This is a genomic window from Aeromonas sp. R10-2, from assembly GCF_040908445.1.
Taxonomy (GTDB): Bacteria; Pseudomonadota; Gammaproteobacteria; order Enterobacterales; family Aeromonadaceae; genus Aeromonas; species Aeromonas veronii.
In genome coordinates, this window is record NZ_JBFODS010000009.1 from 34812 (window position 1) to 48178 (window position 13367).

13 protein-coding genes are annotated in these 13367 nt (G+C 59.0%); 7 read left to right on the forward strand and 6 right to left on the reverse strand.

Features of this window, described 5'->3' with window-relative positions:
• The first annotated feature begins 2 nt into the window (after positions 1–2).
• Positions 3–1211, forward strand: a complete 1209-nt coding sequence (locus AB5Y97_RS00950; RefSeq protein WP_021230981.1) for a phosphopentomutase — start codon at positions 3–5, stop codon at positions 1209–1211.
• Positions 1212–1287: 76 nt separating this feature from the next.
• The gene (deoD, locus tag AB5Y97_RS00955) at positions 1288–2004 is read left to right on the forward strand and encodes a purine-nucleoside phosphorylase (RefSeq protein WP_005340471.1); all 717 of its coding nucleotides are present in this window, start codon (positions 1288–1290) and stop codon (positions 2002–2004) included.
• A 67-nt stretch (positions 2005–2071) separates the two neighbouring features.
• Here the strand turns inward: deoD and AB5Y97_RS00960 are convergent, their stop codons facing one another.
• The gene (locus AB5Y97_RS00960) at positions 2072–2692 is read right to left on the reverse strand and encodes a YtjB family periplasmic protein (protein ID WP_201947069.1); all 621 of its coding nucleotides are present in this window, start codon (positions 2690–2692) and stop codon (positions 2072–2074) included.
• A gap of 120 nt (positions 2693–2812) precedes the next feature.
• Here AB5Y97_RS00960 and serB point away from each other — a divergent pair, with 120 nt between their 5' ends.
• Both serB and AB5Y97_RS00970 read left to right on the forward strand, forming a co-directional pair.
• Positions 2813–3823: a phosphoserine phosphatase SerB gene (serB, locus tag AB5Y97_RS00965; protein WP_368157090.1), complete on the forward strand. Its 1011-nt coding sequence runs from the start codon at positions 2813–2815 to the stop codon at positions 3821–3823.
• 28 nt (positions 3824–3851) lie between these two features.
• The gene (locus AB5Y97_RS00970) at positions 3852–4757 is read left to right on the forward strand and encodes an alpha/beta fold hydrolase (RefSeq protein WP_368157092.1); all 906 of its coding nucleotides are present in this window, start codon (positions 3852–3854) and stop codon (positions 4755–4757) included.
• A 54-nt stretch (positions 4758–4811) separates the two neighbouring features.
• Here the strand turns inward: AB5Y97_RS00970 and AB5Y97_RS00975 are convergent, their stop codons facing one another.
• On the reverse strand, positions 4812–7190 hold the full coding sequence (locus tag AB5Y97_RS00975; RefSeq protein WP_368157094.1) for a PilZ domain-containing protein: 2379 nt from the start codon (positions 7188–7190) through the stop codon (positions 4812–4814).
• Positions 7191–7290: 100 nt separating this feature from the next.
• On the opposite strand from AB5Y97_RS00975, the gene radA reads away from it, so the two are divergent.
• The gene (gene radA, locus AB5Y97_RS00980; RefSeq protein ID WP_005340481.1) at positions 7291–8658 is read left to right on the forward strand and encodes a DNA repair protein RadA; all 1368 of its coding nucleotides are present in this window, start codon (positions 7291–7293) and stop codon (positions 8656–8658) included.
• A gap of 81 nt (positions 8659–8739) precedes the next feature.
• Here the strand turns inward: radA and AB5Y97_RS00985 are convergent, their stop codons facing one another.
• Together AB5Y97_RS00985 and AB5Y97_RS00990 are read right to left on the reverse strand one after the other, a co-directional pair.
• Positions 8740–9120, reverse strand: coding sequence for a PilZ domain-containing protein (locus tag AB5Y97_RS00985; protein ID WP_042063002.1), 381 nt, complete (start codon positions 9118–9120; stop codon positions 8740–8742).
• A gap of 100 nt (positions 9121–9220) precedes the next feature.
• Positions 9221–9703: an Rsd/AlgQ family anti-sigma factor gene (locus AB5Y97_RS00990; RefSeq protein ID WP_005348975.1), complete on the reverse strand. Its 483-nt coding sequence runs from the start codon at positions 9701–9703 to the stop codon at positions 9221–9223.
• A gap of 337 nt (positions 9704–10040) precedes the next feature.
• On the opposite strand from AB5Y97_RS00990, the gene hupA reads away from it, so the two are divergent.
• Positions 10041–10313: a nucleoid-associated protein HU-alpha gene (gene hupA / locus AB5Y97_RS00995; protein ID WP_005340484.1), complete on the forward strand. Its 273-nt coding sequence runs from the start codon at positions 10041–10043 to the stop codon at positions 10311–10313.
• A 127-nt stretch (positions 10314–10440) separates the two neighbouring features.
• Here hupA and AB5Y97_RS01000 read toward each other — a convergent pair whose 3' ends face one another.
• Together AB5Y97_RS01000 and AB5Y97_RS01005 are read right to left on the reverse strand one after the other, a co-directional pair.
• Entirely contained in the window at positions 10441–10884 is a 444-nt protein-coding gene (locus AB5Y97_RS01000) for a PACE efflux transporter (RefSeq protein ID WP_368157096.1), read from the reverse strand.
• A gap of 162 nt (positions 10885–11046) precedes the next feature.
• Positions 11047–11904, reverse strand: a complete 858-nt coding sequence (locus AB5Y97_RS01005; protein WP_368157098.1) for a hypothetical protein — start codon at positions 11902–11904, stop codon at positions 11047–11049.
• A gap of 181 nt (positions 11905–12085) precedes the next feature.
• Here AB5Y97_RS01005 and AB5Y97_RS01010 point away from each other — a divergent pair, with 181 nt between their 5' ends.
• Entirely contained in the window at positions 12086–13354 is a 1269-nt protein-coding gene (locus tag AB5Y97_RS01010; protein WP_041206016.1) for an IS4-like element ISAeme4 family transposase, read from the forward strand.
• Positions 13355–13367 lie beyond the last annotated feature (13 nt).

Below are 13367 nucleotides of genomic sequence, written 5' to 3' on the forward strand. Positions count from 1 at the left end.
CCATGAAACGTACCTTTATTCTGATGATGGACTCTTTCGGTATTGGCGCTGCTGCCGACGCCGACAAGTTCGGAGATGTGGGCGCCAACACCCTTGGCCATATCGCCAAGGCGTGTGCGGCAGGTGAAATTGAAGGCCGTGGCGCCCTCAATCTGCCGAACCTCAACAAGCTGGGTCTGGGCCACGCTTGCGAGCAGGCCTCCGGCTACTTCCCGGAAGGGCTGAAAAAAGATATCGAGGTGGTCGGTGCCTACGGCTTTGCTCAGGAGCTCTCCTCCGGCAAGGATACCCCGTCCGGTCACTGGGAGATCGCCGGCGTGCCCGTGCTGTTCGAGTGGGGCTACTTCAAGGATCACCACAACAGCTTCCCGCAGGAGCTGCTGGACGCCATCGTCGAGAAGGCTGGTCTGCCGGGCTATCTCGGTAACTGCCACGCTTCCGGTACCCAGGTGCTGGACGATCTGGGCGAAGAGCACATGAAGACCGGCAAGCCGATCCTCTACACCTCTGCCGACTCCGTGTTCCAGATTGCCTGCCACGAAGAGACCTACGGCCTCGAGAAGCTCTATGAGCTGTGCCACATCGTGCGCGAGTTGCTGGAGCCCTACAACATCGGCCGCGTGATTGCGCGTCCGTTCGTAGGTACTGGCAAGGGCAACTTCAAGCGCACCGGCAACCGTCACGACTACTCAGTGCTGCCGCCGGCGCCGACCGTGCTGGATTACATGAAAGATGCGGGCGGTCAGGTGGTCTCCATCGGCAAGATCGCCGACATCTATGCCCAGCAGGGCATCACCAAGCAGGTGAAAGGGACCGGTCTGACCGAGTTGTGGGATCGCACGCTGGAAGAGGTGAAAGCGGCCGGTGACAACACCATCGTCTTCACCAACTTCGTCGACTTCGACTCCTCCTACGGCCACCGCCGTGACGTTGCCGGTTATGCCGGTGCGCTGGAGTATTTCGATTCCCGCCTGCCAGAGCTGTTTGAGCTGCTGCAAGATGGCGACGTGGTGGTGCTGACTGCCGACCACGGCTGCGACCCGACCTGGGGTGGGACCGACCACACCCGCGAATACATTCCGGTGCTGTTCTTCGGCAAGCCGGTCAAGGCCGGCTCCGTCGGTCGTCGCGAGACCTTTGCCGATATCGGCCAGAGCATCGCGGCTTACCATGGCCTGCCGAAACTGGCGTACGGTACCAGCTTCCTGTAATTTACCCGCCCGCCACTTCGGCGGCGGGCAATTTATAAAACAATAAAACTCAACCTAGTGTGAAGGAATCAAGAGAATGGCAACTCCTCATATCAATGCGAAAGATGGCGCCTTTGCTGATACCGTGCTGATGCCGGGCGACCCCCTGCGCGCCAAGTACATCGCTGAAACTTTCCTGGAGAACGTCGAGCAGATCTGCGACGTGCGCAACATGTTCGGCTTTACCGGTACCTACAAGGGCCGTCGTATCTCCGTCATGGGTCACGGCATGGGTATCCCGTCCTGCTCCATCTACGCAAAAGAGCTGATCACCGATTACGGTGTGAAGACCCTGATCCGCGTGGGCTCCTGTGGCGCCGTGCGTGAAGACGTGAAACTGCGTGACGTGGTGATCGGTATGGGTGCCTGCACCGATTCCAAAGTAAACCGTCTGCGCTTCAAAGATCACGATTTCGCTGCCATCGCCGACTTCGACCTGGTTGCCAATGCCGTGCAGGCCGCCAAGAACAAGGGCGTTGCCGTGCGCGTCGGTAACATCTTCTCCGCCGACCTGTTCTACACTCCGGACCCCTCCATGTTCGACGTCATGGAAAAATACGGCATCCTGGGTGTCGAGATGGAAGCCGCCGGTATCTACGGCGTGGCCGCAGAGTACGGTGCCAAGGCGCTGACCATCTGCACCGTTTCCGACCATATCCGTACCGGTGAGCAGACCACCTCTGAAGAGCGTCAGCTGACCTTCAACGACATGATCGAAATCGCACTGGATTCCGTCCTGCTGGGCGACAAGTAATTCCCTCGCGAATAAGAAACGGCGGCCTTCTGGCCGCCGTTTTTGTATCCGCTCTCTGGTCGTGCCATCAGTTTTCCGGAGGTGGCGCGGGGGGCGTACTCTTTTTCTTGTGCTTGCGCACCCGCATGTAGTTGCGGCGCACGCCGTAGGAGATGAGCACCCCGGCCAGCAGGGCAACCAGCAACATCAGCCGCTGTTTCTCCTGCACCACCTTGAGTCGGGTGTCCTTGTCTGCCAGCATCTGCTGCTCTTCCAGGGTGATGCGCAGGAAGCCGATGGTCTGCTCGCGATCCCGGATCTCCTGCACGAACTGGATCCGCCCCTTGCCCTGCTCCGGCAGTGACTTGTTATCGCTGCCGATGGGCAGCAGGCTCTCCAGCGGCACCGCCTGCTCAGACTGGGCGAGGGGAATGCCGCGTCCATCGTAGAGGGTGGCATCGAGGATCTCCGGCTCGGCTGCCAGATCCCGCGCCAGCCGCTCCAGTTCGCTGCTCTTCTCCTCCTTGATCCAACGTTTCATGTCTCGGGAGGCATAGGCGACCAGCGCCTGTGCCCGGTTGCGCGCTTCGCTGTGCAGCGAGGCCTGGCTTTCACCCTGCATATGAATAAGCACACCGAGCACCCAGCATCCGAGCAGGATACCGGCACCCAGGCTGAGAACACGTTTGATGGGAAGATGACGCTGCAAGCGCGAGACCTCATGGTAACAAGGAGTGGCGGGATCTTGGCGCTTGCCTGTACAAAAAGCAATACGCTACTCTGGGCCAGCATTGTTAACCCCCTGATCACCAAGGAAGGCGTATCCCTTATGTTGTTGTCCCGGCTCCCCCCTCTGTTATCCGATTGGCCCGCGTTGTTGTCCGGCTCACCCTGTTGGCAGCTCCACGCAGATGCGTTGCAACCGACAGAGACTCCGCAGGCTGGCGGCTGGTTGGTGCTGTTTGGCAAGGGGCTGGGCGCATCCCATCTGGCGTGTCTGTCACCTTTGTTGGCTGCACAGGGGTTGGCGGCCACCCTCTATCCTCCCACCGAGGTGGCGGGCGTGCCGTTGCTGCTGCTTGGCTGCGATCGCTTCTCTGCCGAGTTGGTGGCCGAGCTCAAGAGCGGTGAGTGGGAGATCGATCTCTGCCATCTGCCCGCGCTACCGACCCTGAACGAGCCCGGCCTGCTGGTGATGGATATGGACTCCACCGCGATCCGCATCGAGTGCATCGACGAGATTGCCCGACTTGCCGGGGTTGGCGAGCAGGTGGCGGCAGTGACGGCCGCGGCGATGCAGGGCAAGCTGGAGTTTTCCGACAGCCTGCGCAATAGGGTGGCCCTTCTGGCAGGGGCGCCGGTCACCATTCTCGACGAGGTGGCGGCATGGATGCCCTGGATGCCGGGCTTGCAGCTGATGGTCGATACCCTCAAACAGGCGGGGTGGCGTGTGGCAATCGCTTCCGGCGGTTTTACCCGCTTTGCCGGCCAGCTGCAGCGGGAGCTGGGGCTCGATGCCATCTTCGCCAACGAACTGGCGGTGGATGGGGGCCAGCTGACCGGCAAGGTGAGCGGGCGCATTGTTGATGCCAGCGTCAAGGCCGAGGTGTTGCAGCAGCTTGCTCAGGAGTACGGCATTGCTGCCGCCCAGACCGTGGCCATCGGCGATGGTGCCAACGATCTCAAAATGATGGGGATCGCGGGCCTTGGCATCGCCATTCACGCCAAGCCGCAGGTGCGGGCGCAGGCGGCGGCCACCCTCAATCATCACGATCTGGAGGGGGTGATCTGCCTGCTGGCGGCGCGGGCCTGCAGCGAGCAACGTTGGGACAAGCGCTAACAGTGTTTCAAGGAGGAAACCCATAAAAATGGAATTGTTGCAGCAGTCTCTGTTTATCCCCTGTGGTGGCCATCAATTGCATGTGCGCCACATCAAACCCCGGGTCGCCGTGCATGGCGAGCCGATCCTGATGGTGCATGGCGCCATCGAGAACGGGCGGATCTTCTATACCGAATCGGGCAAGGGGCTGGCCTGCTTTCTGGCCCGCCACGGCTATCAGGTCTATGTGGCTGATTTGCGGGGGCGGGGGCTCAGCACTCCGGCCATCGCCGAGCAGGCGGAGCACGGTCAGCATGAGCTGATCACCGAGGATCTGCCCGCCCTGCAGCGCTGGATTGCCGAGCGCCATCATGGCTTCAAGGTGCACTGGGTGGCCCACTCCTGGGGGGGGGTCATCATGGCCTCGACCCTGGTGCGTTTCCCCGAGCTGGCGGAGCAGGTGGCCAGTCTGCTGTTTTTTGGCACCAAGCGCGGCGTGTCGGTGCACAATCCCGAGCGCTGGCTGAAGGTGGATCTGATCTGGAATCGGCTGGCCCCCTGGCTGGCCCGCCGCCGTGGTTTTCTGGCTGCTCGCACTCTGAAGATCGGTGCTGACGACGAGCCGCTGCGCTATCTGCAGGAGACCATCCCCTGGGTCAAGTGCGGCCCCTGGCAGGATCCTCACGACGGTTTTGCCTATGACGAGGCGGCGGCACGGGTCAACTGGCCACCGCTCTGGATGATCTCGGCCAAAGCGGACAAGGTGCTGGGTCACCCGACCGATGTGCGCCGTTTCAGCGACGAGATGGGTTCGGCCACTCGTCACACCCGATTGGGGCGGGACAACGGCAACCACCTCGATTATGACCACATCAATATGCTGACCGCCCCGCAGGCCCAGGAGGATCACTTTCCCCAGATCCTCGACTGGCTGCTCAATCCGCAGGCGGCATGACAAAAAACAGGGCGCATTGAGCGCCCTGTTTCATTTCTGTATGTTCCGGGATCTTCAGTTCAGCGACGGCGTGATGCCAAAGCGGAACAGGGTTGCCTGGGTGGTATCTGTCAGTTCGCCCACCCCCACCACGCTCCATAGCTCCTCTTCCAGCTTGCGCGCCTTGTGGATGGCGAACTTGGCGATGTAGTCCAGCTCGTTGGCGATGAAGTTGGTGTCGGGCCGTCCGGTACGGGAGATGCCGACCAGCACCGAGTAGAACTCCCCCTGTTGCTGCGCCAGCTCGATGAACTGACGCTTCTCTTTGACATTGGCAAAGCTGCTGGCCAGCCGGCTGCTGAAGATGGGCAGGCCGGCCTTGGTCTGGATGCTGGCGATATAGACCTCATCTTCTCTCGGTTTGTCCTCCCGCTCGATGGCGCGCAGCGGGTTCATCAGCAGCTCCTTGAGCAGCTCCCCCTGAAACAGCGGGTAGAGGTTCTCCTGCTCCGGCAGCTCAGCACAGGCTTGCAGCAGCCGCTGCAGACTGCGCGGTTGCAGGGATTTGCCGATGGAGGCCGGTTTGGGCGCGCCTTTCAGCTTGTTGACGTAGACCGGTGAGTTGAACAGGTGGTGGGTATAGATGTTGCGCAGGGCCCGCGCCAGCCCGCGATAGCGGCGCTGCTCCTGCGCCGCCTTGAGCTTGTTCTGGTTGCTCTCGATCAGCAGGCTGAAGAATTGGCGGCCGGTATGGCGATCCGAATCCCCTTCGATGCAGAGGTGCAGCACGGTGCGGGTCATGTTGAGACTGACCAGCCGGTAGGAGAGACGCTGCAGATCCATGCTCTTGGAGAGCTCCTGCAAGCGGGGCAGGGCGATGGTCACCACATCGTTCTTCTCGCCGATAAAGGCATCTTCCAGCTCGATTTGCAGGCCGTGAGTCGAGATGTCGCGGGTCCAGCCGATCCAGGATTTGCCGTTGTGATGGATGGCGACCGCGGTCTTGTGGATGTAGCGCGACTCCTTACGAAGCTGAACATAGTGCAGGGTCTCGATCTCGAACGGGGCAACCCCCTGTTCGTGACCAAAGCGCTGCAGCTCGTTGGCGTTGTTGCTGACCCCTTCCTGATGGAACTCTTCTCGCTGGGACTCCTGGCCGATCTCCTGCAGCAGGCCGCAATAGCCGATCTGCTTGAGCCGCTCGAGCAGCAGGATGTCTTGTAACTGCGGATTGTCCTGCCCCTGCAGTTGCCCCACATCCGCTTCGACCAGATCGCATGCCTCCAGCGTGAACTTGTAGACACGCCAGCTGGGCCGGCGTGAGCCCACCTGGAAGAAGAGGGCGGTGAGGCCACTCTGGCGCAGCTCCTCAGCGGTGGCGGAGAAGAAGTAGATGTGGCTGCGCACCGTGTGGGTAAAGCAGTAGATGATGGTCTCGGTGGTGGTGCCGGGGGCCGGGCAGAGCCGTTTCATCCGCTCCGCGCTGAAAAGGCCCGCGAGGGCATCGCGGTTTTTCTCATCGCGCCAATACTCCAGCAGGTGCTGGTTGTTTTCCGTACGCAGGGCAATCTCGAGATTGGGGCTGTCGCCGGTGCCGAAGAAGAGCGGCATACCGGTCATCCGCGGCAGGTAGAACTGCTCATACCCTTTGATGATGGCGGCGGAGAGCAGATAGTCGACGCTGACCCGATAGCGGATCTTGTTGGCATCGATAAAGTCGCTGAGGAAGGCATCAAAGGCTGGCTGTTCGCCGGAGCGCACCAGCCGCAGCCAGTATTTCCCCTCTTTGCTCTCTTCGCCGAGGATCTGATAGCCGACCGGCTGGTGCAGCACCGGATTAGGGGTGTCCCGCTCCAGTCCGGTAAAGAAGACCTCCACCTGGGCGCCGGTGTGATAGCTCGGCAGATAGGGGACCGAGACCCGCATGCCACCCAGCGAGAGATCGGAACTCTTGGCGAACAGCTTCTCACCATCCTGAAACTTGATCAGCACCGGCGAGCTGAAGTGCATCCGCTCCTGACGGCGGCCGTAGTAGCTGGCAAAGGCAATGGTGTTGACATCATATTGCCGGAAGGGGCTGGCCGGGGGAGACAGCTGACCATCCACACGGGCGTTGTGGTGCTGCTTTTGCCACTGTTGCAGCGCCTCGTAGACACCGAGGGTATAGATATCGCGGTAGAGATAGCACTGGGACTGGAACAGGGCAATCGCATCGGCGGGCATGAAGTGAGTGATGCCGTCGAACTCATGCACCAGGCACTCATCCTCCAGCTCATCGCGCATGTCGATGACCCTGCGGCAGGGGGAGCACTTGCGCTTGAGCTCCATCTTGATCAGAAAACGGCTGTTGCTGTTTTCCTCCTGAGTCATGCGGTTGAAGATCTCCTCGAAATCTTTCTCCCGCAGCAAGGGGACGAGTTGTTCAATCAGATGTTGCTGGTGTTCTGAATCCATTTGTTCCTGCCACGGAAAGTCACTTTTCCGATTCTGGGTTTGATCTGTCGGTCGCAAACAAGTATATCAAGCAGGAATTCATCCTGTCCCCGAGTTATCAATGGCCAAAAATAAAACTGCTTATGTTTGTTCCGAATGTGGTGCCGACTTCACACGCTGGCAAGGTCAATGCAGCGAGTGCAAGGAGTGGAATACCATTACCGAGGTGCGCCTCGGCTCGGTGAGCCCCGCTGGCAAGAGTGCCCGTTACACCGGTTATGCCGGCGCGGTCGGCAGTCAGGTACAGACACTGGCAGAGATTGCCACCACCGAAATTCCCCGTTTTACCTCAGGTTTCAAGGAGCTGGATCGGGTGCTTGGTGGCGGTGTGGTGCCAGGCTCGGCCATTCTGATCGGCGGCAACCCGGGGGCGGGCAAGTCGACCCTGCTGCTGCAGACCATGTGTGGTCTCGCAGAGCGGATGAAAACACTCTATGTCACCGGCGAGGAATCGCTCCAGCAAGTCGCGATGCGGGCCAACCGTCTTGGGCTACCCACCGACAAGCTGCGGATGCTCTCCGAGACCAGCGTCGAGCAGATCTGCCTGATTGCTCAGCAGGAGCAGCCGCAGATCATGGTGATTGACTCCATTCAGGTGATGCATGTGGCGGATGTGCAATCGTCCCCAGGTTCTGTCTCTCAGGTACGTGAAGCGGCGGCGCTGCTGACCCGCTATGCCAAACAGAATCATGTGGCCATCTTCATGGTGGGTCATGTGACCAAGGATGGCAGTCTGGCGGGTCCCAAGGTGCTGGAGCACTGCATCGACTGCTCTGTGCTGCTCGATGGTGGCCATGACTCCCGTTTTCGGACTCTGCGCTCTCACAAGAACCGCTTCGGTGCGGTCAACGAGCTGGGGGTCTTTGCCATGACTGAACAGGGGATGCGCGAGGTGAGCAACCCCTCCGCTATCTTCCTCAGCCGGGGGCAGGAGCAGGCGCCCGGTTCCATCGTCATGGTGATCTGGGAGGGCACCCGGCCGCTGCTGGTGGAGTTGCAGGCGCTGGTGGATTACTCCCAGCTCTCCAACCCGCGGCGGGTGGCGGTGGGGATGGATCACAACCGACTCGCCATGTTGCTGGCGGTGCTGCACCGTCACGGCGGGTTGCAGATGGCGGATCAGGATGTCTTCATCAACGTGGTCGGCGGGGTCAAGGTCGAGGAGACCAGTGCGGATCTGGCGCTGCTGCTGGCGATGGTCTCCAGCTTCCGGGATCAGGCGCTGCCCAAGGATCTGGTGGTGTTCGGCGAAGTGGGTCTTTCTGGTGAAATTCGCCCGGTGCCGTCCGGTCAGGAGCGGTTGCAGGAGGCGGCCAAACACGGTTTTCGTCGCGCAATCGTGCCGCACGCCAATGCCCCCAAGCATCCCATCGAAGGGATGGAAGTGGTGCCGGTCAAGAAGCTGTCAGAGGCACTCGAGGCGCTGTAATCCCTCAGCATTGCAATCGAGACAACCGCACAACGAAAAAAGAGCGCCTCGGCGCTCTTTTTTATGGGCTGGAACCTGCCATCAGGGCTGGCTGTGTTCCAGATGCTCGCTCAGCAGTTGTTCCAGCTCGCGGTGGAGCAGCTCTTCGTCGCCGACGTTAAGCTCGATCATCCGCTTGAGATGGGTGGCACTGTCGATATCGATGTGATGGCAGTAGAAACCCAGCTTCTTGCTGGCTTCGTGGGTCAGCTCGACCTGCATCTTGATTTCGATATCACTACCGCTTAGCACAAAGCTGAGTTGGTACTCCTTGTTGTCACGACTCTCCCAGTCGTCGGGGCGGATCAGCAGGGCCCCCTGCAAGGAGACGTCGACAAGCTGGGTCTGCCACTTCTGTTCCCCCTGGGTGAGTTCTGCCATGGTCAAGTAGAGGATCCGTGCAAAACGGCGGCGCTCAGACATGCTCATCTCCTGTATGCAATAAGTGTGGACGCTAGGGTCATTGCTCTGAGTGTAATCCACCTTGGTTGCCAGTATCTTGAACTTGCTCCGAAAATGGCATTCAGGCTTGCTGGGTACTCAAGGATTCCACCACATGAAGCGCCTTGACCAGGCGGTCTTCCTGTTTGAACCGCTCTTCCAGAACCGGACCCAACTCGTTGAGATCATCATCCAGTAGCAGCAATTGGGCCTCGTCGGCATCACTGTATTTGTCGTTGAACTCGAGGGCGAATTCAGTGCTGTTACGAATATGGGGATAGATGCGCTTGGCCAGCTCCAGTGTTTCGCCGCTGGCTTGCTCGAAGGCGGTGACGACGTGGTGGTAGATTTCGAAATGGCCCGCACTGACATAGTCGACCAGGCGGTCGCAAAACTGATGCAGCTCTTCTGTTTTGGGCAGGCTGCGTTGCTTGGTCCGCGCCGGAGTGAGGCCTGCCAGCTGCATGTATCCGACCAGCAACGCTTGCCTTGCATCCAGCCAGTCGTCGATAGCCTTATGCTTGCCTGCCAGCGCCTGCTTGGTCTGTTCCAGTTTCGTCAACATAATCCCTATCCCTCCGTGGGGCAAAGGCTGGCCGATTGTTCGGTATTCCGAGCCGTTTGAGCAGTGACACAACCTATAACTAGGGAAAATCTGGGCAAGCGTCAATAGCCATGGGGGGATAATGTTAAGTGGCGAAGAAATAGTCTGCAGATTGTGTCTGCGTGCTAGCAGGTTTCAGGCCTGCTCACGGTTTTTCGCGTGTGGAATGTGACTATTTCCGCAGATCTTGATGAAAACCCCAGCGTTTGACGCGTTCGGCTCGATAAAGGCTTTGCCTGTGCGTTTTTTTTTGCATAGAGTGACCCAGCGCTAAATGCCCGATCATAAAGGAAATGTTATGAACAAAGCTCAACTTGTCGATGCGATTGCCGCCAAAGCAGATCTGAGCAAAGCTCAGGCCAAAGTGGCTCTGGAAGAGATCATCAATGGTATTACCCAGAGCTTGAAAGAAGGCGATGCTGTGCAACTGGTCGGTTTTGGCACCTTCAAGGTCACCCACCGCGCAGGCCGCACCGGTCGTAACCCGCAAACTGGTAAAGAGATCCAGATTGCTGCTGCCAACGTGCCTTCATTCGTGGCTGGCAAGGCTCTGAAAGACGCCGTCAAGTAAGTCCGAAAGTCTGTTTTGTCCAATGCCAGTCAGCTCGCTGACTGGCATTGTTTTTATGGGATTCTCCCATCCTTCCTATTAGTCCTTCCTGACTTTTCCTTCTGTCAGCCTCGTTGCGGCTGAGGCCTTATGCCGTCTGGGGGCCGGATGGCAGCGGCCAGATCCGCTCATAGGCCCAGGTAAAGACCATGATGTAGACGAGATAGAAGGCGACGAAGCCGAGATCCAGCATCAGGGCGTCCCACACTCCCAAATCGAGCCAGAACATGACGCAGGGGAGGGAGAGCATCATAAAGCTCGCCTCATAGCCAAACGCGTGCAGGAAGCGGTCCAGTGGTCGTTTGTTGGTGCGCCCGCACAGTTTGAGCAACCCCTTGTCGAACAACAGGTTCCAGCCGTAGGTCCAGGTAGTGGCGACGATGGAGAAGAAGATGGCCAGTGAACCGACCTCGGCGACGCCCTGACCGAACAGCTGGGTGATCAGCGGTGCGACCAGTGCCAGCCCGATGCCTTCGTAGAGAACCAGATAACGAAGTCGATCAGGGGTGGTGCGAAGTTGAGTACTACTCATGGGGATATGCCTCCTGTGGGAGGCGCATTCTAATCAGGGAGTGGTTAAAAGAGAAGCAGCGGCCCGTCGTGACTGGCGTTGAGGGGCATGATGATGCCCCCTCTTTGCGATACGTCTCTATTGCCAATTTGGGCGTTAGCCCTGAGTGGTCAAGTCTGCGACTCAGGCGCCGGTTGGCGTGACCCGTGTCAGCATGGCAAAGCCCTCTTCCACTTGTGTGAGCTCTACCTTGACCTCCCCCAACTCGGTGAGCGAGGCAACATGAGTGCCACCACAGGGAATGGTCACCTCCTGGCCTTCCAGCATGCAGTGCCAGTAACGGGAATCGATGATCGCCTCGCCAGCGCGGCTACGGCGGATCTCGCCTCCGGCTGCGATCCAGTCGGCCAGTTGCTGGTTGACCTTCTCTTCAATCAACGCCAGATCTGCTAGCAGCGCCTCGCTGTTGACCCCCTTCTTGCGCAGGCTCTTGCCGATGCGGTACTGCTCCCGTGATCCGCAAGGCTCGACCCGCGAGCTTTGAATAGCCAGGCGGTCGAAGTCGGGCTGGCCCAGTGCATCACGCTCGCTTACCTCCTTGCGCCAGTAGGGAGTTAGTACTCGATTGAGCGCCAGCGCGGCCAGATGGCAGCCGCTATGGCCCAGACTCAGGGCATGGCGGGCGGCGCTATCTACTTGCAATTCGACCTGGCTGCCAACGGCTAGCGCGTGGTCTCCGGTCAGCGGGTGGACCACCACGAAACGCCACCCCTCTGCACCCCGCTTGACCGGAATGGCAGTATCGACGAACAGCTCGCCATCCTGGCTGATGGCCCCCATTCGGCAAGGGCCAATGGTTGCTTCGCCCCCTTCCCAGCGAACATGGCCCACATCCCCCGGCTGATCGGGCCAGAGGTGGCTCTGGGGATGAAAGGGGGTGAGGTCGGTGACCAGCAGCGTGGTGTCACCGCGCTGGCAGCAGACCACGCTGGCCTGCTCCTGATGATGGCCCAGTACGAAGCTGGCTCGGGTATGTTCCATGGCAAGGCTCCCGCAACGATAAATGAGAAGAGAAAGCGGCAGCATACGCCAAAGTACGAAAGGGCTCATTAACCAGTGTTCATGTACAGGATCTTTAGCAGCAACCAATTGAAATAGATATAAAAATGGCTTCGATTGTGATCTGATTTTATCGCCAAACAAAACCGCCACGCACGAAGCCATGACCATTATCGATGCCAACCACTATCTTGAGCAACTTCTCTCTCCTGCCGAACTCGACCGCATTGCCCGTGACTGCCAATTTTGCTTGCGCAAACGAGCCATTACGCCTGCCATGCTGGTGACTGCACTCTTGCGGGCACTTGGCTGCGACCAGGTCGATGGTATCGCTGGATTGCACCATCATTTCAATGCCTTGCAACTGGTTGATGCCCATCAGGTTTCCTACAAGCCCTTTCACAACCAGTTGCGCAAAGCGTCGTTCGCCCTGTTCATGAAGGCGCTGGTTGAACGGGCTATCGCCTTGCGTATCGGCCAACAGATGAAGACTGCATCCCTTGGCGCATTCAAACAGGTGTTGTTGCAGGATGGTACTTCCTTTGCCGTCCACAAAAGCCTGGCCGAAGTGTTTCCGGGAAGGTTCAAGACCATTAGCCCGGCGGCAATCGAGTGTCATATGCTCATGTCTCTATTGGAGCAAAGTCCAGTTTGCATGCAGGTCTCTGCCGATACGGCGTCAGAGCGCCAGTTCCTGCCTGAGCCCGAGCGGCTCAATAACAGCCTGCTGTTGGCGGACGCGGGTTACATCGATATGGCCTACTTTGCGAAACTAAACGAGGCGGGCGGTTTCTATCTGGTCAGGGGTAGTAAGAGCCTGAACCCGAAGATTATCCGGGCATGGCGCGGTGACGAACGGGAAGTGCCGAAGCTGGCGGGCCTGTCACTCAAGGATGCTGGACGGCGGCACTGTCGGGCAGAGGTACTGGATATGGTGGTGAAATCGGGCAAGTTCGAGTATCGGCTGATCCGACGCTGGTTTGCCGAGGAGAAACGGTTCTGTATCTGGATGACCAATCTGCCACGAGAGGCATGGCCAGCAGAGCGGGTGATGAGCCTGTACCGCTGTCGTTGGCAGGTGGAGCTGCTGTTTAAGGAGTGGAAGTCGCACAACCGGCTCAAGGGCTTTGTGACAGGTCAGAAAGCCATTGCCGAGGGGCTGGTGTGGGCCAGCCTGTTGTCGCTGGTGATGAAAAGACGGGTAGCTCAGACGCTGATGGGGGACGGTTTATCCACACTGAAAGCGGCGAAAAATAGCGGAACCTGGTGGTTCCCGTTATTGGAAGCGGTGGCTCATCGGGTGTTGGTGGAAATAAGAGAGCGTCTGGAATGGGCTGCCGTTTACTTGGCGAAAAATGCCCGTCGAACCAAGCAGCGAAAATCGATACAGAACAGGACCTTAGAAGGAATTTCAAATGAAGTGTTTTCTTAAGGTCCTGTATATG